The sequence below is a fragment of the Mucilaginibacter aquariorum genome, from assembly GCF_024498135.1.
GTDB lineage: Bacteria > Bacteroidota > Bacteroidia > Sphingobacteriales > Sphingobacteriaceae > Mucilaginibacter > Mucilaginibacter aquariorum.
The window spans coordinates 149,431-174,204 of record NZ_JANHOH010000007.1; the positions used below are offsets into that span (position 1 = coordinate 149,431).

General features: G+C 41.3%; 22 protein-coding genes. 18 read left to right on the forward strand and 4 right to left on the reverse strand.

What is annotated here, in order from left to right; genetic code table 11:
- The first annotated feature begins 34 nt into the window (after positions 1-34).
- Positions 35-637, forward strand: coding sequence for a hypothetical protein (locus NPE20_RS20625; protein WP_256540594.1), 603 nt, complete (start codon positions 35-37; stop codon positions 635-637).
- An 80-nt stretch (positions 638-717) separates the two neighbouring features.
- Here NPE20_RS20625 and NPE20_RS20630 read toward each other — a convergent pair whose 3' ends face one another.
- Complete coding sequence (locus NPE20_RS20630) at positions 718-1,110, reverse strand: helix-turn-helix domain-containing protein (protein WP_256540595.1); 393 nt, start codon at positions 1,108-1,110, stop codon at positions 718-720.
- Between the two features lie 129 nt (positions 1,111-1,239).
- Here NPE20_RS20630 and NPE20_RS20635 point away from each other — a divergent pair, with 129 nt between their 5' ends.
- On the forward strand, positions 1,240-1,761 hold the full coding sequence (locus NPE20_RS20635) for a hypothetical protein (protein ID WP_256540596.1): 522 nt from the start codon (positions 1,240-1,242) through the stop codon (positions 1,759-1,761).
- Entirely contained in the window at positions 1,754-2,443 is a 690-nt protein-coding gene (locus NPE20_RS20640; protein ID WP_256540597.1) for a hypothetical protein, read from the forward strand. The genes NPE20_RS20635 and NPE20_RS20640 overlap by 8 nt, the downstream gene beginning before the upstream one ends.
- A gap of 1,622 nt (positions 2,444-4,065) precedes the next feature.
- On the opposite strand, the gene NPE20_RS20645 is transcribed toward NPE20_RS20640, so the two are convergent.
- Together NPE20_RS20645 and NPE20_RS20650 are read right to left on the reverse strand one after the other, a co-directional pair.
- Positions 4,066-5,595: an alpha/beta hydrolase-fold protein gene (locus NPE20_RS20645; protein ID WP_256540598.1), complete on the reverse strand. Its 1,530-nt coding sequence runs from the start codon at positions 5,593-5,595 to the stop codon at positions 4,066-4,068.
- A gap of 114 nt (positions 5,596-5,709) precedes the next feature.
- Entirely contained in the window at positions 5,710-6,831 is a 1,122-nt protein-coding gene (locus NPE20_RS20650) for a helix-turn-helix transcriptional regulator (protein WP_256540599.1), read from the reverse strand.
- Positions 6,832-7,081: 250 nt separating this feature from the next.
- Here NPE20_RS20650 and NPE20_RS20655 point away from each other — a divergent pair, with 250 nt between their 5' ends.
- From NPE20_RS20655 to NPE20_RS20675, 5 genes are all read left to right on the forward strand, one after another.
- Positions 7,082-8,536 carry an RtcB family protein gene (locus NPE20_RS20655; protein WP_256540600.1) on the forward strand — a complete coding sequence of 485 codons (1,455 nt, stop codon included), beginning with the start codon at positions 7,082-7,084 and terminating at the stop codon, positions 8,534-8,536.
- A gap of 330 nt (positions 8,537-8,866) precedes the next feature.
- A complete protein-coding gene (locus NPE20_RS20660) occupies positions 8,867-9,823 on the forward strand; it encodes a hypothetical protein (RefSeq protein ID WP_256540601.1) in 957 nt (318 codons plus the stop codon).
- 289 nt (positions 9,824-10,112) lie between these two features.
- Entirely contained in the window at positions 10,113-11,285 is a 1,173-nt protein-coding gene (locus NPE20_RS20665) for a zinc ribbon domain-containing protein (RefSeq protein ID WP_256540602.1), read from the forward strand.
- 1 nt (position 11,286) lies between these two features.
- Positions 11,287-12,033 carry a hypothetical protein gene (locus NPE20_RS20670; RefSeq protein ID WP_256540603.1) on the forward strand — a complete coding sequence of 249 codons (747 nt, stop codon included), beginning with the start codon at positions 11,287-11,289 and terminating at the stop codon, positions 12,031-12,033.
- Between the two features lies 1 nt (position 12,034).
- Complete coding sequence (locus NPE20_RS20675; protein ID WP_256540604.1) at positions 12,035-12,547, forward strand: hypothetical protein; 513 nt, start codon at positions 12,035-12,037, stop codon at positions 12,545-12,547.
- Between the two features lie 101 nt (positions 12,548-12,648).
- On the opposite strand, the gene NPE20_RS20680 is transcribed toward NPE20_RS20675, so the two are convergent.
- The gene (locus NPE20_RS20680; RefSeq protein ID WP_256540605.1) at positions 12,649-13,563 is read right to left on the reverse strand and encodes a glycerophosphodiester phosphodiesterase family protein; all 915 of its coding nucleotides are present in this window, start codon (positions 13,561-13,563) and stop codon (positions 12,649-12,651) included.
- Between the two features lie 427 nt (positions 13,564-13,990).
- Between NPE20_RS20680 and NPE20_RS20685 the strand changes: the two genes are divergently transcribed.
- The 10 genes from NPE20_RS20685 to NPE20_RS20730 all read left to right on the forward strand — a co-directional run bounded on the left by NPE20_RS20685 (position 13,991) and on the right by NPE20_RS20730 (position 24,715).
- The gene (locus tag NPE20_RS20685; RefSeq protein WP_256540606.1) at positions 13,991-15,571 is read left to right on the forward strand and encodes a TROVE domain-containing protein; all 1,581 of its coding nucleotides are present in this window, start codon (positions 13,991-13,993) and stop codon (positions 15,569-15,571) included.
- A gap of 823 nt (positions 15,572-16,394) precedes the next feature.
- Positions 16,395-17,150, forward strand: coding sequence for a nucleotidyltransferase domain-containing protein (locus tag NPE20_RS20690; RefSeq protein WP_256540607.1), 756 nt, complete (start codon positions 16,395-16,397; stop codon positions 17,148-17,150).
- On the forward strand, positions 17,147-18,217 hold the full coding sequence (locus tag NPE20_RS20695; protein ID WP_256540608.1) for a DNA polymerase beta superfamily protein: 1,071 nt from the start codon (positions 17,147-17,149) through the stop codon (positions 18,215-18,217). Before NPE20_RS20690 ends, NPE20_RS20695 begins: the two co-directional genes overlap by 4 nt.
- A gap of 172 nt (positions 18,218-18,389) precedes the next feature.
- Complete coding sequence (locus NPE20_RS20700) at positions 18,390-18,743, forward strand: S-adenosylmethionine decarboxylase family protein (protein ID WP_256540609.1); 354 nt, start codon at positions 18,390-18,392, stop codon at positions 18,741-18,743.
- A gap of 1 nt (position 18,744) precedes the next feature.
- Positions 18,745-20,058: a DUF4178 domain-containing protein gene (locus tag NPE20_RS20705; protein ID WP_256540610.1), complete on the forward strand. Its 1,314-nt coding sequence runs from the start codon at positions 18,745-18,747 to the stop codon at positions 20,056-20,058.
- A 2-nt stretch (positions 20,059-20,060) separates the two neighbouring features.
- On the forward strand, positions 20,061-20,237 hold the full coding sequence (locus NPE20_RS20710; RefSeq protein ID WP_256540611.1) for a hypothetical protein: 177 nt from the start codon (positions 20,061-20,063) through the stop codon (positions 20,235-20,237).
- A gap of 12 nt (positions 20,238-20,249) precedes the next feature.
- A complete protein-coding gene (locus tag NPE20_RS20715; RefSeq protein WP_256540612.1) occupies positions 20,250-20,474 on the forward strand; it encodes a DUF350 domain-containing protein in 225 nt (74 codons plus the stop codon).
- 6 nt (positions 20,475-20,480) lie between these two features.
- The gene (locus NPE20_RS20720) at positions 20,481-21,989 is read left to right on the forward strand and encodes a polyamine aminopropyltransferase (RefSeq protein WP_256540613.1); all 1,509 of its coding nucleotides are present in this window, start codon (positions 20,481-20,483) and stop codon (positions 21,987-21,989) included.
- Positions 21,967-23,649 carry an FAD-dependent oxidoreductase gene (locus NPE20_RS20725; protein ID WP_256540614.1) on the forward strand — a complete coding sequence of 561 codons (1,683 nt, stop codon included), beginning with the start codon at positions 21,967-21,969 and terminating at the stop codon, positions 23,647-23,649. Before NPE20_RS20720 ends, NPE20_RS20725 begins: the two co-directional genes overlap by 23 nt.
- On the forward strand, positions 23,627-24,715 hold the full coding sequence (locus NPE20_RS20730; RefSeq protein ID WP_256540615.1) for a hypothetical protein: 1,089 nt from the start codon (positions 23,627-23,629) through the stop codon (positions 24,713-24,715). Before NPE20_RS20725 ends, NPE20_RS20730 begins: the two co-directional genes overlap by 23 nt.
- Positions 24,716-24,774: the final 59 nt, after the last annotated feature.

The window sequence follows — 24,774 nt, forward strand, 5'->3', positions numbered from 1 at the left end:
TTAAGCCATTGGACAAAATTTAAAATGAAGTGTTATGCAAAATGAAGAATTAGAAGAAAAGGTAACGATGCTGGAAGAGTTGATACAGGGCTTCGTTGCAAGAATGACTGTTGTAGAAACCGAAATGCCGGAGTTTCTTAAAACCTTTTTACATCAGTACAAGGAAACATTAGACAAGATAGCCTCCCGCATTGAAACAGCTAATAAACGTTATGACGATGCGAAGATCCAGCAGCAGATCGACGAAGTAAAAAAATTAGTAGTAAACGTACCTAAAGTGATAGGAGTAAAAACCAGCCACCATTTCGGGGCTTGGTCAAAAAGCCTGATAATCGGTGTAGTAATTTGCTTTGTGGTTACATCCCTATCGGTTGGTACGGCCTTATACCTGAATCACCAAAATGACAGGCTAAACGATGACGCTTATAATTTCTGGCTGGTTAAGGCGCTGTATCCTGAAGTATCCAAAACCATCAAAAAAAAGTTAGGGAACGATCCCAAGGGACTAATCCAACAGGCAGAAAAAGAAATGGAAAAGCAAGTGGCGATTATGGCAGCTCAAGCCCAGGCGGAGCAAGCTGATAAGGAACAGAAAGCGGCAAAAGATAACCTGGAAAAAGCGAAGTTAGGTAAATAGGGTGTTTTTTATTCAGGGTTGAGAACGGGAGTAGCATGAAGCTGGCTCCCGTTTTTTATGGTAAAGTCTCTAAATGACGATTATTTACCTTTTAGTAGTTCATTCTTTTCTTTTTCGGCCTGTAGTAAACGCTCGAGTAAGGCCACTTTTTCATCATACAATTCAACTATTTTTTCTATTGGATTGAATGTTGGATTAAAAAATACAGATGCTGATTGATCATGGTTATTGACGGTACTTGCTATAATATTAATCACAGCTTCTTCATTAAATTTCTTAATAGCCTCGGCTGGCAAACCGAGCACCTTGGCAATTCTTTCCAAGGCTTCGCCTTCAACTTCTGCGCTCTGCTCAATTTTAGAGATAGCTTGTTGGCTTATTCCTAATTCCGCAGCAAGGGTTTCTTGCTTCATGCCACGTAATTCACGAATCTTACTGATTTTTCTGCCAATATGTAAGGATGGTTCTGCCATAAGTCAAATGTATATTAAAACGTAAATGTACAAAACAACCTATGATTTGTGAAATACAAATCGTTATAACATACTAAACAATCCCCGATTCGCGATTTGCGATTTAAGGATTATTATTTATATTTGTATATGAAAGCTCACAATGGAATGCGGCCTCACGACGTAGTTGTGCTACTGAAGATTATCTCAATAGGTGATAAATGGTTTAATAAAGACCTATCTGAAAGCTTATATATCAGTTCATCTGAGATTAGCGAATCTTTAAACCGCTCAATGATCGCCCGTTTGATAAGCCCCGACAAAAAGAAAGTGTTTAAAAGTGCATTGATACGTTTTATTGAGAACGGATTAGCGTTTGTTTTTCCTGTGGAACCGGGTGCGATAGAACGAGGCATCCCAACCGCCCATAGTGCACCAATCCTTAAAGAACACTTTTTATCAGAAGAGAATTACGTTTGGCCATCTCCTAACGGAAAAGTCAGAGGTCAGTCGATCGTTCCACTATACCCGAATCAGATCAGAGCTGTTCTGAATGATGAGAAACTTTATAATATGCTGGCTTTAGTAGATAGCGTTCGGGTAGGAAAGGTCAGGGAATGTGAGAAAGCTCTTGAACTATTGAGACAAATTTTCGGACTGGAATATGCATGAGAATTTAGTTAGAATAAAAGCGGTCCACCAGGCACTAAAAGGACTTGAACAGGATTACGTATTTGTAGGTGGTGCTACGGTTTCTCTGTATGCGACAAATCCCGGTCTTGCCGCCGAAATAAGGCCAACAGACGATGTTGACATAGTGGTAGAACTGGCATCATACAAAGGTTATGCTGAACTTGATGAACGGCTGAGGACATTGGGATTCAATAATGATATCGTATCCGGCGTGATTTGCAGGTACACCATACAAGGAGTTATTGTTGATGTAATGCCCACAGATCCGTCGATTATCGGATTTAGCAATCGCTGGTATGCTGAAGGATTTGAAAGCGCTATCCAATATGTTTTGGATGAACAAACCACTGTTCAAATTTTTTCACTACCGTATTTTGTCGCTTCGAAATGGGAAGCTTTTAAAGGACGGGGCAAAAACGATTATCGCACCAGCAAGGATTTCGAAGACCTGGTTTATGTTTTTGAAAATGTAGATGACTTTGAAGCGCAAATACAGTCAAGTCCCGAGCATGTCATAAGTTATCTGAAAGAAGAATTTGTTGATTTGATTAATCAGGATGATTTCGAAGAGGGCCTATACGCCCACTTAACCGGAGGTTACGGTGGAGTAGATGCTAATTATATTCGTTTACGCCTGCAAACCGCCTTAGATATAGCCTAACTATGGTCAGGTTTGAATTATTGGAATGGTTAGTATTAATCTTATTTCGGTATTGTAAGACTGAAGATACTTCTAAAATAACCCGGCTGATACAATCAATTAATTGTGTGTTTTTTAAGGATAATCGGTCTGGTTTCGGTTATGTGGCCTCACGCTAATTGAAAAACTGAAATCCGTTTCCGTTCACAACACATTCCCATCCCCGGTGATGGAAAAAATAAATCCTCATTCCCCGCAGTCGCCAAGGTAGCCCACGCCGGAATCAAACGTCAAGGGTGCACAAGCGGGCCGTTGCGTCCGCTTCCAGCGGTTGGCCCGCCCTTGACATTTGATCCGGCTAAGCGCTTTTTGTTGCTTAAGCGTTGAATAAGGATTGGCCGTTCATTAAGTACTAAACCCTTAATAGTACAAGCAAGAATCATGATGCTAAGCAGGCCTTTAATCAGCCATGCCTCTCTAAAATATACTTGTGGCTGGTTATGATTTATTATACTCAGCCACAAATGGTGAAATTTATATAGTTGTGGCTGAGTATAAGAGCCAGGTCTGTGACAGAGTGAGGGTAAAATTATCTGTTTTTTGTAACAGAGTGAGGGTAAATTTTAGGGCGAAAATTATTAAATACCCTCGCAAATACTTATATTTGACTTAAGAAATGTAGCTGAGATCAGTTGTTTTTTTAAGTTGATTAGGGAGGCTTTCATTTTTAAAATATCATTGACAAATAGACAATCAATTTTGAATAGAGCGTCATTCGTGGCGTCTTTTTTTGAAGAGATATAAAGGGCTGAAAATCAGTTGATTTCAACTAAGGTTCGAGTCCCGTCCATTCCGCTGAAACATTTAAAATGTTCAAAAGCCTCTAAATCATATGATTTAGAGGCTTTTTGGTTTTAAAGCCCTCAAAGCAGCCCACGATAAGCAATATTCAAGCGCGTCTTTCATGACGTCTTTTATATTGCAAAAAAGACGTGAATCGTTTTTTAACGGAAAAGTTCATCGTTACAAACAGGGGGATGTATTTTATGAAAACCCGAATTTACTTCACGCATAGTCAAAGAACCTGAGTGCGACTAAGAATGCTAAACTGCTGGTATTTTCATTGGAAACAGCGGTAAGCCTTACATCATTCCGGCCAGTCATTAAATAAGGCTTGTTTACCTGGAGCCGTAAGCATTCAAAATGCACGCCTCAGCCTATAAGCCGGTCAAAGCAGGAAATGCTTTAACCAGCTTATTATTTAAAATTCAGATATGATGATTGCCAGTAACATCATTTTAAAAGGAAAACTTTAACATCGCGAAAAACAGGGAACAGAGTCTTGGACCGGGGTTAAGTTATAAGAGACCAGGCGGAGTGTTTTTTGATGGCAAAGCTTTCTATAAGCAGCATGCGATAAACAGGCCCTCCGGCACGCGGCCAACTTTCAGGTGGTAGTGCCTATCCGTTATCTGTTATGGCACTATAATGGACGGGATTCGGACCTATGTCATAATCCTTTAAATATGTGCTGCTCAGCCTAACTTAACAGATTGAAATAAAATCGAAAAAAGTGGCTGTGCTTCCGGGTAACTGGATTCCGAATAGCGTCGGTGTGGCAGCTAGCCAATCGCTTTCCTCCATTATTTTAATTTAATCATCAAGTCTTTAGCGGGTTGAAAATCATTTCGTGACGCTAGTGATCGTTGTACGTATTCACGCGCTTTATCTCGTTTCTTTAGAAGATGGTAGCCTTCGGCGATCTTATAATAAACGCGATAGTAGGGATTATGAATTGCGTCATTGACATTTTGTCTTAGCTGTAAATACTTAAGTAAATATCCCAGGCCTGTTTCAACGTTGTAGTTGTTGTTTACAGCAAATTCGCCAACTATGAAGTAGTTGTCTATATTGTTCGCACCGAATTTGTCCGGAACATACACCATGTCAATGCTTTTTTGCAAATAACCCCAGGCAAGTTCAGGCTCGCCCGCGTAGATATTTAGCGCAATACCTTGGTACGCACCATCGAGTGACGCATCGTATTGCTGACTTTTACGTGCAAGAGCACGGCTGATGACCTGTTCGTAATATCGTTTGGCACTATTTTTTTCCCCGGCGTTAAAATATAATGTGGCAGCCCTTAATAGCTGATAATCTTTCAGGCTATCCGTGTTCAGGTCACTAAATATTTTTGTTAGAGCGCTGGTATCTTTATTTGTTGCTGCCTGTTGAAGAAACGGTCGGCTCCAGTTAAAATTCTTCGATGCAGAAATACCATAAACTTCCATCGTTCTTTTTTTTGCTTTTGCAAACAAATCCCAGGCATTATGTTCATTTCCCTGTTCATATCCATAGGCGGGGTCGTACAGTTTATAAATAAATTCGAGCGCCGGCTGGATAGCAGTTGTTAATATATTGGTGTGGTTACCTCCGGGTATACTGTCATATGTTGAAATAAAATGGCTACTGTCTAGAGAATTAAAATTTCGTATTAATTCCTGAGCATAATTTTTCCTTCTGTTCTCATCATATACACCTGTTGCCGCATAACAAAATGTTGTGGTACTATTGTAAAAGTTTGTATCGTCTTTATTCAATTGGAAGAGTGGTTGCGATGTTTTTTCGCGGGAAGAAGTTTGCAGACTGTAATCAACGCCTACTTGCTCTGTTGCCAGTAGAATATAACCTCTGAATAATTCAGGCTCGTGCTGCATCATATAAGTAGCGTAGCTGGCAGAATAGGAATGCCCTAAGTAAGTGCGAAATTTAGCGGTATGGTATTTTTTTTCAACGGCCGGTATAATTTCTTCTTTAAGGCAGGCTATAAATTTGCTACCCGTATTTGTCAACCCGCCTGTTCTGTAAGAAAAACCCGTTCTATCCATATCTGCACGAATCGTAACAACGATGGTTTTAGGGATAGGATAATTTGCATCTTGGAAGTAACGTAACTGCGCAGCGATATAAGATCCTTCTATCATTCCGTATTTTATCGCATAGATCGTTGGCATCCCATTTTCTGCTTCTGAGTTTAGCGGTAAAAAAACGTTATAATGAACGGTGTCCTGTAAATTGCTGGAAAATAACTTTTCCTGAACTTCTTTTTGAGAAAATGCTGATATCGATCTGATGGAAAAGATCACTAGCAAAAAGATACATTTTTTATACATACTTATAATACATTGCAAAGTAGGGAATGTACAAAAAGAAAGTTTATTTTCGGCCGGCACCTGCCATTATTTACAAGTTTAAGCACATCCGGTCAAGCTCGATGAATCCTCATTTTACAAACTCGATTTGCTGACCGATGTTGCATCGTTCTCTTTCATTGTTTCATTCAAAGTTAGCGTAAATGGCGCTATGCTGTCTTTATCGTAATTGTCCAGCGTTTTCAAAAACTGGGCTTTTATCTGCTTCACCAAAATTCTCGGCCCCAGCACTCTCATTTTAGGTCCAAAACCTAATAATTCCCGCTCTAATTCGAAGTTCGGGATTACACGGATGCTGAATATCTTACCTGACACGTCCTCGCTCAATAGTTTTTGCGTATGGTGCAGCGGCTTGGTAACCACGTAAGGCGCATTAGCTGCATCTATCCAGAAAACCACCTCACAATCGCGCTGACCGGGCGATTTGGTTACCCCAATGCAATCATTATAGTAAGTGGCCAGGTCTAAGGTTGTATTCTCCCGATAAGCATCCGGGTGCTCTTCAATGGTCTGGATCCTGTCGAGCGCCAGGGTAAGCAGCGGAGCGTTCCTCGCGTGCGATCGCCCTAAGACAAACCAGCGGTTACGGTATTCTTTCAACAGGTATCCGCTAAAGCAAAAAGTACTGGCTTCCCTGGCTTTGAACGATTGGTAGGTGATACAGATAGCTTTCTTAGCCACAATAGCCTTGCGGATCACCTCTATCCATTCTAAACCTTTCAGGTTATCGTTCTTCTCAAAATCAATTACGGGTGTGCTTTGGGTTTTTTGCGAATAGATCTTATCCTCCAGCTTACTCACCATTTCGTTCAGATCGGTAAAATGGTTAAAGCCTTTAAACTGTTTCAGCAGGTCGGATACCTCGCTCAGCACCTGCATGTCCTGCTGGTTTAGCGGACTATTGGTAATGCTGTAATTTTTATCGCTATAGGTATAATACTTTTTGTCAACCACCACAATAGGCGCTTCGTAACCCAGCTTGTTGCTGCGCATCATCTCCATATCAGCCTGTACGGTGCGGCGACTAACGCCGGTATCAATGCCCTGGTATTCGTAAATAGCATCGCTGCAGGCCTTTATCAGGTCGTCCAGCGTCCATTTCTTAAAGCGGTTTTGCAGGCACTGGTCAATTGTGCGGTAGCGGATAAGGGCGTTGCGGTTAACAGGCATCGGTTTGGTTTGTGTGTGGGGTGTCATGCTGAGCTTGTCGAAGCATAGTGGGCAAGCCTTCGCTCCACCCTTCGACAGGCTCAGGGTGACACCCGGAATTATTTTTGATGAATTTATAAATTATTTTTAACTGCGCAAATACGCTGCGCACTTGATGTTTCTCTTTGTACTGTCGAAAGGCTAAACCTGTTCACAAACGCCCCCTCTCTTGATCCGGAGAGAGGGGTTTTGGCCCGGAGAATTTAAATTGTTAAATGATACCTTTAGTATTAATATTATGGAAAAGGAAAAAATAGGCAACAACGAGTTAAAGGCATTAGGCATTAACGATGTGGAAGTATTGGTAAACTTTAGTCGCGTGGCTAATGGCTTGCTAAAGCACAACGTAATGGCAAAGCCCGAAATACTGGCCAATTTAGAAGCCCTGATAGACGACCCTATGCCTTACGCGTTAAAAAAAGGCGGCAAGTTTAAAAACCTGGCCGAAGATGTGATTGCCATGCGTAAACAAGGCAAATTTGTAAAGCAGGAACGCAGCAACTTTAAGCTGAAAGAAGAGATAGCCGATTTCCCGGTATGGGGATTGGAACATATTGAAGTGGGCGCCTTAGCACAAATGCGTACGGCCATACAATTACCCATAGCTGTTGCGGGCGCCCTGATGCCCGATGCGCACCAGGGTTACGGCCTGCCTATTGGCGGCGTGCTGGCTACCACGGCAAATACCATTATTCCGTTTGCGGTTGGGGTAGATATTGCCTGTCGCATGTGCTTAAGCATTTTTGATCTGCCTGCCGAAGCCATTGATACCGAAAACGACAAACTGAAAAATATCTTAATTGATAACACTTACTTCGGGATGGGATGCACAACCAGATCATACTTTGATAGTTCGTTGTTTGACAGCAAAACCTGGGGCGAAACCAAGGTGATCCGATCGTTAAAAGATAAAGCTTATGCCCAGTTAGGTACCAGCGGTACCGGTAACCACTTTGTGGAATGGGGCGAGCTGACCATTGCCGAAGGCGCTTTAGACGGGATCCCTGCCGGCAGATATTTGTCTTTGCTCTCACACTCCGGCTCGCGCGGGTTTGGCGGTGCGGTGGCCAATCACTACAGCAAAATAGCCATGACCAAAACCAAACTCCCTGCCGAAGCCAAACATTTGGCCTGGTTAGATCTGGATAAGGACGAAGGGCAGGAGTACTGGATTGCCATGAACCTGGCCGGCGAATACGCCAGTGCCAACCACCACGAGATCCATAACAAAATTGCCCGTGCCTTAGGTGTTAACCCTATTACCATGATAGAGAACCACCACAACTTTGCCTGGAAAGAGCAACTGGCCAACGGTACCGAAGTAATGGTGCACCGAAAAGGCGCTACCCCGGCCGGCGAAGGTGTGTTGGGGATTATCCCCGGCAGCATGAGTACCCCCGGTTTTGTGGTGCGTGGTAAAGGTGATGCTACAAGTATCAACTCGGCCAGCCACGGTGCAGGCCGTTTAATGAGCCGAAGCGCCGCCTTTAAAACGCTGGACAAAGCCGCTATTGCCGCCAACCTTATCGACAAGCGCATCACCCTAATGGGCAGCGATATGGACGAAGCCCCAATGGCCTACAAAGATATCCACACCGTTATGGCCGCGCAGCAAAATCTGGTGGAAGTACTGGCCAAATTTGAACCAAGAATAGTACGCATGGCCGACCCGAAGGAAAAGCCGGAGGATTAGGTTTAGTTGGCAGTTTGCGGTTGGCAGTTTGCACGGGCACCCAACCCAAATTCCCTCACATGGTAGTAGCGGCTGTCATCCTGAGCTTGTCGAAGGGCGCGCGAAGGCAGGGAGGGGTTTAACCGCCATAGTTCCCCTCTCGAGAGGGGTTAGGGGTGTGTTCTTTATCTGTTTTTTAGAAAAGCAAAGGCAGTGGTACTATCTTAGGATAGCCCCGCTTTCCCTCCAAGCCGCTGATAGAAGCGGGCTTTCCGTACAATCGGGTTTAGGTGGGAGGGGGTTAGAGATGCAGAACAATGACACTAATTTTTAATATTAATATATAGTAATATGACGAACGAAGAAAAAAATCAATTAAGAAGAGATGCAAGTAGGTTATTTCAATGTGAAAATATACCAGCGACTAAAGATATGCTTCATATTCTTGCAGAATGCCTATTTCAAATCACATACCTTCAAAAAGATATCCCCATTAATAACAGAGCTGACGCTGACGCAAAAATTGTTTTACAAATGATCCTTTCGAAAACTCTCTATTTAAACAAGATGCTTGATGGGGTTGACTTTAGATCATTTGATAATAAAATTTTAAATAATATCGTTGATCCAACCCTAATTGCTGTTGTGGTAAGAAATTTTTGTGAAACAATTGCTACGTTCAACTTAATATATACAGAAACGGACGATAAGAAACTTATTTTATATAATTTATGGGCTATAGCCGGCTTAAAATTCCGACAGCGATTTGCGCAGAAAGCTACCACAGAAGATAATAAAAGAAAACAAGTAGAAGAATTAGCTACTATCAATAATCTTGTAAAAGAAATTGAACAAACATCGGTTTATAAATCTTTAACATCTGAAGGGCAAGCGTCCATTAAAAAAAAGGTTAAAGATAAAGATTATAAAATTCAGTTTATTAAAAACGATATTAAACCACTATCCTGGCAAGAAACAATTTCATTAATGGATATAAAAGAAGGTTTGATGGATGATATGTACACGTATTTTTCATTATACTCTCATCCGTCCAATGTGTCTGTTTTTCAATTTGCAAACTTGTTTAGCAAGCAAAATCCGCACTCAATAAAAATGGGTATATTTAATATCTCGAATGTGATAAAATTTGTCAGTTTTTTCATTAGCGATTACATTAAATTATTCCCCGATACTATAAAAGCTTTTGAGTCTATGCCGTTAATATATCAAGCAGCGATCAATTTCCACAATCAGATTTTACGAAATGACGGAAGCATTATTAATGATGCTTTGTCGGCCTTAGATTAACCATCGAAACATAAACAGTTAGAAGCTGTCCAACGTTGGTGCACGCATTGTACAAGTTCTATCACTAACTTTCCTCCAAGCCGCTGATAGAAGTGGGCTTTCCGTACAATCGGGTTTAGGTGGGAGGGGTTGTGCATAAAACGACAAGCGGGACGCTTGCGGTAGCGAAAGCAAAAATGTTAAGGCCATGCTGCATAAGTGCGTCAGTGTAAGACTTGGATATAGAAGTATATTAATGAAAATAATAAATAGATATAAATATTATATTTGATAAATAAACCTAAATCTTATGAAATCAGAGACTTGTAATAATTGCAATATTGAGATATACCCTATCGCATCATTTTGTCATAAATGTGGACATCGTTTAAAATGCGAAAAATGTGGGACATCGTTAGTTAAAGATGCCAATAATTGTATTTCTTGTGGATTTAAAATTGCGGTTAATAGTAGTGATAATACCTCAGTAAATAACACTATAACCTATAGAAAGACAAACGATGAAATATTTTTCGATGCTTCGCTTAGTGATAACGTTGCAAAAGATGGGATTGGCAGCTTAATTTCTAGTATTACTAATAACAGATTGCCAGAGGGTAAACTTCCTAATAAAGAAATTGATAATATTGGAGATAAAATGGATAGCGATAGTTCAGAAACGTTAGACATTGAATCAGAAGAAATAGCCGAATCTACTAACAAGGAAAATACATCAACCGAATTTCCTCATATTAGCGACGTCGAAATGAATGTTGATTGTTCTGAAGCGGAATGGATAGCAATCTATGCTTTTTATGAGAGCGATTTTTCTAGAAAAACATTTTCTAGAAAGGCTGTATACGATCGGTATATTCATAAAAGAAAATCAGATTCTCATTTATCTAATTTTTCTAAAAATTGGAAGAGCTTATTTAAATTATATTTTTCAACTGTAAGTGATAACGAAATTAAGTTTAAATCTGATAGTACCGATCATATAGAGAACTTAATAACAGGAAAGGAAAAAGGTACAATAAAAAACTATTCCAAGAGAACTACAAAGAAACCGAATGTCGCAGAAGTAGAAAAGGTTCATGAAGATGAGGAAAAAAAATCTACTAAACCTAAAATAAGATCCTCATTGGGTGTCGCTTATAAATTAGTTCCTGAATTAAATCTACATCCGAAAGATACAGATAGCCTAATCGTCTTTCATGGAAAATATGAAACTAAAAACACAGCGGAAATAATTTTGCTAATCGTTTATTATTTACAGAAGAAAATAAAGGAGCCGAATATTGACGTAAATAAAATATATACTTGTTATAAAGAACTTGGGTTAGCTGTTCCCATCATGCATAAAGCATTTGATAATATCAAAAGACGAAATGGATATTTGAATTCGGCGGATTTCAACAATGTGACAATTACGCTTGCTGGTGAAAATCATATTGAGCATAAAATGAACAAGAAAGTTTCATAAAATGATCATAAGTGAATTTATAGATAAAGTTGAAGGATTCGATTCCTTAAAGCAACTAGAACAAGTCAAGTTGCTTGCATTTTTTTATTCTGTTGTGAATAATAAGAATGAATTTTCATCATCTGAAATAAAAGAATGCTTCAATCAGGAAAGTTTGAAGATTCCAACAAATGTCCCACAATGCTTTATAAATTTAGCAGAAGGCAAAAATCCCACCTTTTTAAAAAAAGGCAGTTTGTATACTTTTCATCGAACAGTAAAAAAGGAGCTGGATGAAGTATACTTGACAAATAAACATACTGCTCATATTTCAGCAACTTTAAGGAGCTTATTACCTAAATTAACTAGTAGTGAACAGAAATCATTTTTAGAGGAAGCTGTTTCATGCTTTGAAATTAACTGCTATCGGGCATCTATCGTTATGGCTTGGTTATTAACAATGGATGCGATTTACGAAATGATTCTAAAAAATTATTTATCGGAATTTAATGCTGCCATTCAATCTAATGGGCAATACAAAAAAATTACGATATCCAAAAAAGAAGATTTTAATGACATTAAAGAGGCAGATTTTATTACCCTTTTGCGTATTGGGAGAATTTTTTCTGGAGATATCCGAAAAATTCTTCTCGAAAAACTTGACTTTAGAAATACTGCTGCCCATCCAAATACAATAATTATAAAAGAAAGCAAAGCAATTTCGTTTATCGAAGATCTGATCGAAAATGTTATTCTTAAAATCCAATAGTATGATAACTGATATTTTCTTGCAAAAAGTAGATAATGAAATAGCTAATGATGGTAAGAAACTTATAGTGAATTTTTTTATAAGTTTTTCGCGGTTTGAGTGCGCTTTAAAAACATCTATCGTGTTTGCCAATGGTGATGAAAATAAGGTTGAGGCTAACTGGGATAGGTTCGTAGTATCAATTTCTCAAGATTTTAATCCTGATATATCTAAAGAATTAAAAGAGGCAGTAGAGTACATTATTGAAAATCCGCCGAAAATACAAGCGATTGCTAACAAACAACTAATTTGGCGTGCTCGAGTATTCCATCAAAATACATCTGACATTAATAAACTATGTCTGCACATTAGGGACATAAGAAATAATTTATTTCACGGGGGGAAATTTAATGGGAATTATGAGCCCGACATATCAAGAAATTATATATTAATAAACTCTGCAATTATTATTTTGAATGCTTGGTTAGCTTTAAACGACTCTGTTAAAAAAGATTTCGTATCATCTTTTAATTAATCCCACGCTACCTCAAGCATCCCTCGCTGCCGCAAGCGTCCCGCTTGTGGTACCTATATACTAAACACAAACACCCGGAAAGAGATTCATGCTCACCACTTTTATTTGTGTAATCCTTTTTTTCGAAGGTATTGCAGCATTTCACGTGGCCTGTCTGTTTGTATGATGGTTGCACCATGCGCGATGATCCAATCCCAGCTATTTTCGGTATTTCCGAGATCGATGGCTGTATCATCGTCGTGGCCGGCATTCAGGCTGGCCCATAACGAATTGATCCAGATGCGCGAGCCGTTTTTGTTAATAAACCTATTATTTTTAAGGATGGCCGAGGTATCGGTACGGAAGTTCAATTCAAAAGCTACCGGTTTAATATGGCGCTGATAATTTTCGATAACCTGTTTGGCCCCGGGTTTATCCAGGTCAACTACAGCCATAAATGTAATATTATCAATAATTGATGGATACTGCTTCCTCACGGTTTCGTAATCTTCAGTTGTTTTAAAAATGGCTTGTTTTGAGGTGCCTGTTGCCCTTAATACCTGGTACGCTTCGTTATAGTAAGGATAACTTTTATCAAGATTTACCAAAACTTTGCCCTTTAATAACTGCATCGCTTCCTCAAGGGTTGGGATAGTGTTAACGGTGACCCTCCCCAGGCCGTTTTTGAGGTGGAATTTCTTTAGTTCGGCCAGGGTATAATCGCCGGGACTTCCTTTTCCGTCCGTTGTGCGGTTAATAGTTTGATCGTGCATAATAATGATCACGCCATCTTTGGTTTTGTTTAGGTCCAGTTCAATGATATCCACCCCCATAGCTACAGCGTATTTAAACGCCAGTAAAGAGTTTTCGGGTGCATTGCGCCAATCGCCGCGATGAGCGGTCACCATCACATGTTTGTCGAGTGGCTGATGTAACTGCTTTACCAAACTATCAGCCCTGGTGGTTTGCGCGTGGCCTGTAGTACAAAATATTGAACCTGTTAAAACGATAACCGCGATGGCCTTAAATATTTTCATAGCCACAAAGATATTTACAAGAGGTTAACAAGCGGTTACCCCATTGTAACGGTTTGGAAAAGTATCATTGCACCAAATTTTGTTTAGCCTTTGATGAGTGCCACCGTCGCGCCATCCCAAACGCAAATCAAAGAGGGACGTTTTTTTACCTAAAATTGGCGTTTTTAGGCGAAAATGCTTCGGCCCGATATATGAATCGCACTACAAAAGCCTGTTTTACAGCATGTTAAGGTGATAATAAATTTAAAATTCGCGTATAGCGCTGACAATCAGGCGTTCATGCAAGATTCACAAGTGTTCACGGCCGTGAACGTGAACACTAAAGTACAGCCGGAAACTTTTTTTAAAATAATTTCATCTGCGCAGATACACTGCGCAGTACCCCTATTTCTTTGTATCAACAATTAAGAAATAAAGGAGGTTCACAATGAAATTCAACCTGTTAAGCAAATTAAAAAACCAGACCGTTAACCACGCGGGTGCCAAAGCATTTACGCTGTCGCCAGAAATGGAACTGTATACCGCGGTAGTAACCTGGAGCTTAAACGATTCCTTTTACGAAAAAAACGAAACGCGTATGGATCGCCTGCGCAAACTGATATACGAGTGCAAGCCCGAGTTTGTTGGCAAGCTGGCTGTGTATGCCCGCACCAAAATGTATTTGCGTTCGGCACCGTTGGTACTGGTTACCGAATTGGCTAAACTACACTCGGGCGACAATTTGGTTGCCCGGGTTACCGATGGCGTAATTGGCCGTGCCGACGAGATCACCGAGCTATTGGCCTGCTACGAATTGCTGAACAAGCGCACGGGCACTAAAAAGCTGAACCGCCTGAGCAAACAATTGCAAAAAGGCTTATCAACGGCGTTCAACCGCTTTGATGAGTACCAGTTTGGTAAATACAACCGCGATGGCGTAATAAAACTGCGCGATGCCCTGTTCCTGGTTCACCCAAAGGCAAAGGACGAATTGCAACAGGTACTATTCAACAAAATAGTGAACGGCGACCTGCAAACACCTTACACCTGGGAAACCGAGCTATCGGCATTAGGTCAAATGAATTTTGACAGCGATGAGGCCAAAGCGATAGCGTTCCGCGCGAAATGGGAAGAACTGATAGACAGCGGTAAACTGGGCTATATGGCCCTGTTGCGTAACCTGCGTAACATACAGGAAGCCGGTGTAAGCTACCTGCACTTTCAAAAAGTATGCGCCCGTTTAGCCAATGCCGATGAGGTGGCTAAGGCAAAGCAGTTCCCGTTCCGTTATTTAGCGGCATACCGCGAGCTGATAGCAGCAGGAACCGAAGCGCCGGTAAGAAGCTTAACTAAAAAGTTGAGTTCGTTACTGAGCGGCAACAAAGGCTACACCGGCGAACTGCTGGAAGCCTTGGAAAAAGCAGTACAGGCAAGTGCTGTAAACATCAAAGGGTTCGACCATGAAACCCGTGTGCTGTTAGCGTGCGACGTTTCAGGATCGATGCAAACACCGGTATCGGCAAAATCTAAGATCTTGCTGTATGATGTAGGCTTAATGCTGGCCATGTTACTGCAAAACCGTTGTAAAAACGTAGAGGTGGGTATGTTTGGCGATAGCTGGAAAACCATAGCCGTGCCACGTAATAATATATTGGGTAACGTACAGGAGTTTTATCGTCGCGAGGGCGAGGTGGGTTATAGCACCAATGGCTACCTGGTTATCAAGGATATATTATCCCGTAAGGTACAAATGGACAAGGTATTTATGTTTACCGACGCCCAGTTATGGAACAGCCATGCCAACAGCGCACTGGATATACAAACCCTGTGGTTACGCTACAAGGCGGAAGTATCGCCAAACGCCAGGCTCTACCTGTTCGACCTGAAAGGTTACGGACAAGCGCCTTTGCAAATATTGCGCAATGATGTTTACCTGGTAGCCGGCTGGAGCGATAAAGTTTTTGAGGTGTTAGCTGCCATAGAAAACGGAGGTTCGGCATTGGATGCCATCAATAACATAGAAATATAAACCAAGTATGGGGAAGCTAACACCCCATACTTATAAAAAGAAACTGAAAAAATATAAGGATGCCGTAGAAACGGGTTACTTCACCCAAATTAGAAATGCTGAGGTCAGTACGGTGCAAACTGTATGAGGTTCAATTCCTCACAAATATCCCGGGTTCGCCTGTTGCTCCTTATAAAATATAAAAGAAGGTGTCGTAAATAAGTCTTACTTCGATTGGACGCTGGGGTTGGCGGTTCGAATCCGTCCCCGCAAAGGTAGCTCAATTGGATAGAGCACAGTGCAGATTGGCTTATTGCTTTTTACCCTTCTTTTTAAAGAGATTAAAAATATTAAGGTGCCGTAAATGTGCGCTACTTCGTGTCGCCGGTTCGATCCCGGCCTTTGGAAGTAAATACCATTGTAGCTCAGTTGGTAGAGCAGTTAGCCTTTGGCTCTGCGCATATTGCCCATCGCCCTTAAGAAATAAAGAAGATGCCGTAGGCAAGCGTTACTTCAACCGGTCACGTTTAACAACACGTTTGCTACCTGTTGCTCTTCTTTTTGAAATAAAAAAGGTGCCGTAAACCTGTGATACATCGGTTAGAACATCCCGGAAGGGAAGGACGTTGGTTCAAATCCAGCCAGTGATTAATTTCACAAGTAGTTCAGAAAAATAAATCTCACCGGTTGCTTTTCGCCCTTTTTATAAAACATAGTGAAAGATGCCGTAGGCGGGTGATACTTCGTCTGGTGAAACCGCGTATGCGGTAGGGTTCGACTCCCATAAGCCACCTACCGCTTGTTGCTCTTTCATTTATATTTTGTAACCTTATATTATTAAATTATGACTAAAACCATCCTTCAAAAGCTGCTCGAATTGGAGCGTACTGAAAATATAAAAATACTTTATGCATGCGAGTCCGGCAGCAGGGCATGGGGCTTTGCCTCGCCCGATAGCGATTTTGATGTACGCTTTATATACGCCAGACCGGTAAACGATTACCTGGGTATAACAGACATATCCGATAATGTGGGGTTGCCTGTTAACGAGGTGCTGGATATAGGCGGTTGGGATATCAAAAAAGCATTGAAACTATTCCTGAAATCAAATAGCACATTGTACGAATGGCTGCAATCGCCAATCGTATATCAAGAAGAATCTGCTTTTGCTGATGATCTGCGTAAACTGATGCCTCAATATTTTTCATTGCGATCCGGTGCAAACCATTATTTATCAATGACACATAATACACTTCGCGATGATCTGCAAACAGAACAGGTAAAGCTAAAGCGCTATTTTTATGCACTTCGCCCGGCATTAGCTTGTTTATGGATCATTGAAAAGCAGACAGTACCGCCTATGGAGTTTGAGCATTTAAGGGTTATGATAACCGATAGTGCTGTTCAAAATGCAATAGATGAACTACTTGAAAGGAAAAAGACAGCCGATGAAAAAGCTTTGATAGCACCTGTCCCAGTACTTAATCAATGGTTAAGTGATACATTTGGCTGGTGCAAAGAGCGCATACCTACGCTTCCATCCGAAAAGCAGTACCCGAATGAATTGAATAATATCTTCAGAAAGTATATCCAGCCATGACATACGAACAGTTAAAACAACGAAATGAATTGATCCTGCTGGATTGTATCAGCGGCAGCACGGCTTATAATCTCAATGTCGCCGGCTCTGACGTGGATAAGAAAGGGATATTCATCATGCCTCAAAAGCAATTATACGGATTCGAGCGACAAGATCAGATCGCCAATACAAGCAACGATGAGGTTTACTTTGAGATTGGCCGCTTTCTTGAACTATTAACCAAGAATAATCCCAATATACTCGAGCTGTTAAGTACACCAAAAGAGCACGTGTTATTTCGCCACTCTTTAATGGATCTGATCAAGCCGGAGAATTTTCTATCGAAACTTTGCATGGATACTTTTGCCGGTTATGCGCAAACACAGATCAAAAAAGCCCGTGGCTTAAACAAGAAGATCAATAAGCCTTTGGATGCTGAGCGTAAATCGGTGTTGGATTTCTGTTTTGTGATTTATAATAATGGCAGTATCCCATTAAAGGAATGGCTAACTGAACATCGCCTTACACAGGAAGAGTGCGGCTTGGTTAATCTGGACCATTTTAGGAACGTGTACTTACTATACCATCCAAAGCAGTTACTCCAGGGGCGATTTAAAGGAATCACATCGGGACCTGATGCCGATGATGTGCAGTTAAGCGCTGTCCCTAAAGGTATAGAAAACAGCGCTGTGATGAATTTTAATAAGGATAGTTATTCGATCTATTGCCGGGAATATAAAGAATATCAGGAATGGGAAGAAAAGCGGAATGAGCAACGTTACCAAAGCACGCTGTCACATGGCAAAAGCTACGATGCCAAAAATATGATGCATACGTTCCGGCTTTTGAACATGGCTGAAGAAATCGCACTACAGCAACAAGTGATTGTTAAACGTGATGATCGTGACTTCCTGCTAAAGATCCGCAATGGTGAATTTGAATTTGATAACCTGATGCGAATGGTTGAAGAAAAGATGGAACAAATAAAATCAGCTTATGAAAAATCATCGCTACCTGAAAGGCCGGATATTCAAATGTCCGAAGAGCTGCTGATACAGATTCGGGGACAATTTTATTCGCTAATATAGCACGTTATTACCCTTTTTAGGGTTCATTTCATCGTAAACGTTTTTAACTAAAAACAACAGAATTGGGGGGCACAAATTGTGACCCCCAATAAAAGCGAAACAGACAATTATATTTATTCTTTTAGCCTCGTTACCCGATAAATTTATATTTTTGATTCGAAGAACCCTATTAATGCCTTATCAACCCGGTCTCCATATTTTAGCAGAGTTTTCTGCAGCTGATATTTCGAGCTTATCCGCGTCAGCACCCTGCAAAGTATTTTTTGATGATTTGATCGCCGGGTATTCCCTGGCAAAAGTTGGTGAAGTTTACCATGATTTTGAGGGTGCGGGTTTTACCGCAGTGGTTTGTCTGACAGAATCCCATCTGTCTATCCACACCTGGCCGGAATTTAACCTGGCTACCTTCGATATTTTCCTGTCGAATTACCAAAAAGATAACTCCGAAAAGGTGAGAGCTATTTATAGTGAGGTGTTACGTTTTTTCGAGGGAACTGAAATTCAAAAAACAGAATTGGTAAGGTGATATGGCGACAATAAACCTAAAATCTTTTCCTTATTCGGAAGATGTTACCTGCCCAAAATGCAAAAACGTTATTACGCTTTATGACCCCGAGGGAAGCGAGTATTGCGTATGCGCATCCTGTAACTCTTTTATCCGTTTTATAGCGAATGACACCCCGGTTATCCAAAAAAACGCCCCGCCAATAAAACAACAGCCCGTACTTAAGTTGGGTAGCGTAGGTGTATTTAATGGCTATAATTTTAAAGTTATTGGCTATATCGAAAAAAAGGAAAAAGACGCGAGCTATGCCTGGCGCGAGTACATTCTTTACAATTATGAAAAAGGATATGCCAATTTTGCCGAATATGATGGCCACTGGACATTTGTTGCCGGTAAAGAGTTTTATCCCAACCTGGATAAGTTAACCGCACGCGACTGGAAATTTATTGATTACGAAGAAAACGAATACAACCTGTTTAATAAATATACGGCCATAACAACTGCTATTTTAGGTGAATTTGACTGGGATATATTATTCGAGTGGGCCAAAACATCGGAGTTTGTTGCGCCTCCAAATATTATTTATAAAGAACAGGATAAGCCGGGCACAAAAAGTGCCGATTTTTACCTTGGCCGTTACGCAGAGCCATTGGAAATTGCAGAGGCTTTTAAAGCAGATATTAAGCTATTCCCTGAAAAGATTGGGATAGGTGCTAACCAGCCATCGATACATGCTAAAAGATGGTTTTCAGTTTATAAGTTAACCCCGCTATTGGTGGTTTTGGTGGCCGTTATAGGCTTTATGTCTTTGTACGTTAACCCCCAGCATATGGTGCTGAATAACGATTTCAATATCGTAAATGATTCGACCAAGGTAAACGAGTTCAAGCCTTTTATTACGCCATCTTTTGAACTTAAAAACAGTTCATCTGCACTTAATTTCCTCATTAAGTCTGAAATTGATAACAACTGGCTGGAAGCCACCGTGGTACTGGTTAACGAAAAAGATAACCAAAGCTGGGAGGTAACTGAAAGTATAGAGTACTACCATGGATACGAAGACGGCGAGAGCTGGACAGAGGGTTCACAGGAAGCAGAGGTATTATTATCCGGCATACCCGGTGGCAAATATCATTTAAATATTTACCCGGCGTCGGGAGATATCAGTAATAAAAATATACATATTAGTATTAATGCAAATCCAGTGGTATGGCGCAACGTTTGGGTGACCATTTTACTGCTTTGCCTGTATCCGTTGTATGCCTGGTACAGGATGCGCAACTATGAAAAGCGGCGTTGGATGAACAGCGATTATTCCCCATATGATACAGACTAATAATGAAAACAATTAAAGCCGCACGTATTTACCTGGTGTTTGCTCTGCTTATTATAGGGTACTATGCTTATGCCGCCCTTAATGGCATAGCCTTTTGGGAAAGCAGCAAAGTTACCCGCAACACCGAATATAATAACAATAGCCGCGTAAGGGGCGTTCATGCATTTTATCACAAATAAACCCATATTACTATGAGCCTGCACGATTTAATTAACTTCAAATACATTATCGCTTCGGTATTGTATTCAGTAATAGGTATTCTTATTCTACTGGTATCTTATTGGATAATTGAAAAGATCACTCCCGAAAATTTGTGGAGAGAGATAGTAGAAAAGCATAACATAGCACTGGCCATTGTTTGCGCCTCGTTTATGATAGCCGTAGCTATTATTATCAGTTCGGCTATACACGGGTAGGTTGGTATGAACAAAAAACTGCATGCCCTGCTGCTGATATCTGTTTTTGTTGTAGCAACCTGCGGACTGATCTATGAGCTGATTGCGGGCACTTTGGCCAGTTATCTGCTTGGCGATTCGGTAACACAGTTTAGTACCATTATAGGTGTGTATCTGTTCTCAATGGGGATAGGCTCGTGGGTATCCAAATACTTCGAAAAAAACATTATCTCGTGGTTTATCCAGTTAGAGATTTTGGTTGGCATTGTGGGTGGCACCAGCTCTACCATACTGTTTTTGGTGTTTGAAAACATCGCGTCGTTCCGTATCATCCTGTATAGTTTGGTTGGTATTACCGGCATCCTGGTTGGCTTGGAGATACCGCTGCTGATGCGGATATTGAAAGACCGCTATGAGTTTAAAGACCTGGTATCAAAAGTATTTACGTTTGATTATATAGGGGCATTACTGGCCTCGTTGGTGTTCCCCTTATTGCTGATACCTTATTTAGGGCTGGTAAAAACCTCCTACCTGGTGGGTATACTCAATGTCGCTGTCGCGCTTATTGTTTGTGTGAGCTTTAAGAAAGAGATAAAGGCGGCCATTTACCTGCAAACCAGTGCGGTTATAAGTATACTGGCCCTTTTAGCAGGTTTTGTTTATGCGGGTGTTATTACCAATTTTTCTGAGAGCCTCACCTATGCTGATACCATCATCTACTCAAAAAGTACACCTTACCAGCGCATTATATTAACCAAAAAAGGCAAGGTGTTGCGCCTGTTTTTAAATGGCAACCTGCAGTTTAGCTCCGATGATGAATACCGTTACCACGAAGCTTTGGTACATCCGGGTTTGCAGGCTTTGCCAAATGCGCGAAATGTACTGGTAATGGGCGGCGGCGATGGGTTGGCCGTACGCGAAATACTGAAGTATCCCAATATCCAAAGCGTAACATTGGTGGATCTGGATAAAGGTATGACAGGATTGTTCAAATCAAACCGGATGCTGCTCAGCCTGAATAAAAGCTCACTACTATCCCCGAAGGTAAAAGTCATAAATGCCGATGCCTTCACCTGGTTGCGGCAGGATAAAAAGAAATTTGATTTTATGGTGATCGACTTTCCCGACCCGTCAAACTACTCGGTAGGAAAGCTATACACTAATTCGTTTTATAAACTGGCCAAAGGTGTGCTTGCACCGGGCGGCATTATGGTTATACAGGCAACATCGCCCTATGTGGCGCCAAAATCTTTCTGGACGGTTGATACCACGCTGCGCTCGGTCGGCCTGCATACAATCCCCTACCATAACTACGTACCGTCCTTTGGCGAGTGGGGTTACATTATGGCTACGGAAAACCCGGTTTATAAAAAGCCGGCGGTGTTTTTACCGGGTATGCGTTTTGTAACCAAAGAAAGCCTCGACCTGATGTTTTACTTTCCGAAGGATATGGCTAAAGTAAAAACCGAGGTTAACAAGCTAAACAACCAGGTATTGGTCAAATATTTTGAAGATGAGTGGTCGTCCGTTTTATAAAAGCGCCGGCTTGATAAACGGCTTGGGCCGCCGCTCGTTCCTGTTTAAAGCGGGTTTGGTTACTACAGGTATATTCTTAAACGGCTGCATTCGAAAATTGAACCCCAATAGCGCATATAAAAGCATAAAGGGTAACATAAAAGGGCCAAATGCAAAGGCGGGGCATATATTACGGGATAAATTGCCGTTACCAACACCAACCGGTATCCGTGAGGTTAAAACATTGATCATTGGCAGTGGTATTTCGGGGCTGTCGGCAGCGCGCTGGTTAAAAAAGCACGGGCATCATGATTTTGAATTGCTGGAACTGGAAGACCATGTGGGAGGCAATTCGCATTCGGGCCAAAACGGTATCTCGGCATATCCATTGGGCGCACATTATATCACCATTGCCAATAATGAAGATACCCTGCTTACCGGTTTCTTGCAGGACTGCGATGTAATTACAGGATTTGAGAATAACCTTCCAGTTTATAATGAATATTATTTGTGCTTTGACCCGGAAGAGCGTTTGCTGATTAACGGGCAGTGGCAGGAAGGCATTGTGCCCGATTTCGGCCTGCATGAAAATGATAGAGCGCAGATTAAAAAGTTTTTCGCGTTGATAGACGAATTAAAAAAAGCAAAAGGCAGCGATGGTAAATATGCTTTTGATATTCCGATAGATAATAGCAGTGCCGACGATAGATACCGGGCTTTGGACAGGGTCACATTTAAAGAATACCTGCACCAGCAAAATCTTACATCAGTTTATCTTTTATGGTATTTAAACTATTGCTGTAAGGATGACTATGGGCAGAAGATAGATAAGGTATCAGCCTGGGCGGGCATCCATTATTTTGCATCGCGCAGGGGTAAGGCGGCCAACGCCGAAAGCAATGCCGTATTAACCTGGCCGGAAGGTAATGGCTGGTTAACCAAAAAATTAGCTGCTGAAGTGGGCGACCACCTGCGTAAAGGCAACATGTGTTATAGCATCAGCTATAATCAACAGGGTAAGGTAGTTGCCGGAATTTATGATATAACCAGGGGCACAACAAGCACCATCATCGCTGATAATGTTATTATGGCTACGCCACAATTTGTAAACCAGCGGCTATTTAAAGATACAATAAACCGGCCTATAGATTACACCGGCTTAAATTATTCACCATGGTTTATAGCCAACATTACTACTAACCGCTTGCCGCAGGCAAAAGGCGCCGGCCTTTGCTGGGATAATGTGGCTTATGATACGCCATCCGTAGGGTACGTAAATGCCGGGCAACAAACTGTTAAGCTGGCCAATGAAAAAAGGGTTTTAACATGGTACCTGCCGCTGTGCGATCATGAACCGCGAGTTGCGCGACTTGCAGCATACACGCGCACCTACGAACAATGGCTGGACATGATGATGCCAGAGCTGGAATACATGCACCCGGGCATTACTGCTGCTATTGAAAATGTAGAATGCTGGGTTTGGGGCCATGGAATGATATACCCGGCAGTAAACTATATTTGGGGGCAAAACAGGAAAGCCGCACAACAGCCTATAAATAATAACTTGTTTTTTGCCCATACCGATCTTAGCGGCGTATCTATTTTTGAAGAAGCCTTTCACCAGGGCATACATGCCGCCAATCAGGTTTTAGCCGTATATGGAAAACAGCCAAACAAATAAACAACCATGGCTGCATTCGCCGGTTATTGACGGGATATTCATCCTGTCGCCGCCGTTTATTGCCTTGTTGTTGGTTATCTGTTTTCCTCTGCAGTTCCAGGCATCATCAAATATTCCGATTTATTACTGGCTGTTCCTGGTGGTTTTTATTGATGTTGCCCATGTATACAGCACACTTTACCGTACTTACTTTACCCCCGGAGCTTTCAAAAAAGATACTTTTTTAATTGTTGTGCCTATTGCCTGCTATATAGTGGGCGTGCTGCTCCATACTTACGACGGGATGCTTTTTTGGCGTATACTGGCTTACCTGGCGGTGTTCCATTTCATCAGGCAGCAATATGGTTTTATGCGGTTATATTCCAGGCAGGAAGGCAGCAACTCCTGGTTTAGGCTGATAGATAAACTGGCTATTTACTCGGCTACAATATATCCACTATTCTATTGGCATTTTGACGGTAACAGAAAGTTTAGTTGGTTTGTTGAGAATGATATTGTGTCATTTCATTCACCTTTGTTATTGAATATCGGGCTTGTTCTCTACCTGCCTATTATGGGAACCTATATTGTTAAAGAAGTGGTGTACGTGACCCGGACAAGAGAATTTAACTGGCCCCGTAATTTACTGGTTTGCGGTACATTCCTGTCGTGGTATTTTGGCATCGTATATTTTAATGGCGATATGGCTTTCACCACCCTCAATGTCATATCGCACGGCATACCCTATATGGCTTTGATCTGGATCTTTGAAAAAAAGAAACAGGGTAAAAGCACCAGTAACGGCAGCCTTATTATTAAATACACTTTTAGCAAATACGGTGGCGTATTATTTTTTGTGTTGCTGCTGGCTTTATTAGCTTACATTGAAGAAGGCCTATGGGATGGAATGATATGGAAAGAGCACGGAAGCATTTTCGCGATGTTCTCAAGTCTGCCTAAAATAGATAACGAACAAATTTTATCGCTATTGGTCCCGCTATTGGCCTTGCCCCAGTCCACCCACTATGTGTTGGACGGTTTTATTTGGAAAATTAAGAAGGCAGGCAGTTCCGCTGAGCGAATTTAACCTGCCATATTGCCCGTATTGCTGATTCGAATTTGATTGGCCGGACACCGACAAATTGA

Bases quoted from the DNA above. Each gene is read 5' to 3' on its own strand.
- NPE20_RS20625 (WP_256540594.1), top strand. From the start codon at position 35: ATGCAAAATGAAGAATTAGAAGAAAAGGTAACGATGCTGGAAGAGTTG.
- NPE20_RS20630 (WP_256540595.1), bottom strand. From the start codon at position 1,110: ATGGCAGAACCATCCTTACATATTGGCAGAAAAATCAGTAAGATTCGT.
- NPE20_RS20635 (WP_256540596.1), top strand. From the start codon at position 1,240: ATGAAAGCTCACAATGGAATGCGGCCTCACGACGTAGTTGTGCTACTG.
- NPE20_RS20640 (WP_256540597.1), top strand. From the start codon at position 1,754: ATGCATGAGAATTTAGTTAGAATAAAAGCGGTCCACCAGGCACTAAAA.
- NPE20_RS20645 (WP_256540598.1), bottom strand. From the start codon at position 5,595: ATGTATAAAAAATGTATCTTTTTGCTAGTGATCTTTTCCATCAGATCG.
- NPE20_RS20650 (WP_256540599.1), bottom strand. From the start codon at position 6,831: ATGACACCCCACACACAAACCAAACCGATGCCTGTTAACCGCAACGCC.
- NPE20_RS20655 (WP_256540600.1), top strand. From the start codon at position 7,082: ATGGAAAAGGAAAAAATAGGCAACAACGAGTTAAAGGCATTAGGCATT.
- NPE20_RS20660 (WP_256540601.1), top strand. From the start codon at position 8,867: ATGACGAACGAAGAAAAAAATCAATTAAGAAGAGATGCAAGTAGGTTA.
- NPE20_RS20665 (WP_256540602.1), top strand. From the start codon at position 10,113: ATGAAATCAGAGACTTGTAATAATTGCAATATTGAGATATACCCTATC.
- NPE20_RS20670 (WP_256540603.1), top strand. From the start codon at position 11,287: ATGATCATAAGTGAATTTATAGATAAAGTTGAAGGATTCGATTCCTTA.
- NPE20_RS20675 (WP_256540604.1), top strand. From the start codon at position 12,035: ATGATAACTGATATTTTCTTGCAAAAAGTAGATAATGAAATAGCTAAT.
- NPE20_RS20680 (WP_256540605.1), bottom strand. From the start codon at position 13,563: ATGAAAATATTTAAGGCCATCGCGGTTATCGTTTTAACAGGTTCAATA.
- NPE20_RS20685 (WP_256540606.1), top strand. From the start codon at position 13,991: ATGAAATTCAACCTGTTAAGCAAATTAAAAAACCAGACCGTTAACCAC.
- NPE20_RS20690 (WP_256540607.1), top strand. From the start codon at position 16,395: ATGACTAAAACCATCCTTCAAAAGCTGCTCGAATTGGAGCGTACTGAA.
- NPE20_RS20695 (WP_256540608.1), top strand. From the start codon at position 17,147: ATGACATACGAACAGTTAAAACAACGAAATGAATTGATCCTGCTGGAT.
- NPE20_RS20700 (WP_256540609.1), top strand. From the start codon at position 18,390: ATGCCTTATCAACCCGGTCTCCATATTTTAGCAGAGTTTTCTGCAGCT.
- NPE20_RS20705 (WP_256540610.1), top strand. From the start codon at position 18,745: ATGGCGACAATAAACCTAAAATCTTTTCCTTATTCGGAAGATGTTACC.
- NPE20_RS20710 (WP_256540611.1), top strand. From the start codon at position 20,061: ATGAAAACAATTAAAGCCGCACGTATTTACCTGGTGTTTGCTCTGCTT.
- NPE20_RS20715 (WP_256540612.1), top strand. From the start codon at position 20,250: ATGAGCCTGCACGATTTAATTAACTTCAAATACATTATCGCTTCGGTA.
- NPE20_RS20720 (WP_256540613.1), top strand. From the start codon at position 20,481: ATGAACAAAAAACTGCATGCCCTGCTGCTGATATCTGTTTTTGTTGTA.
- NPE20_RS20725 (WP_256540614.1), top strand. From the start codon at position 21,967: ATGAGTGGTCGTCCGTTTTATAAAAGCGCCGGCTTGATAAACGGCTTG.
- NPE20_RS20730 (WP_256540615.1), top strand. From the start codon at position 23,627: ATGGAAAACAGCCAAACAAATAAACAACCATGGCTGCATTCGCCGGTT.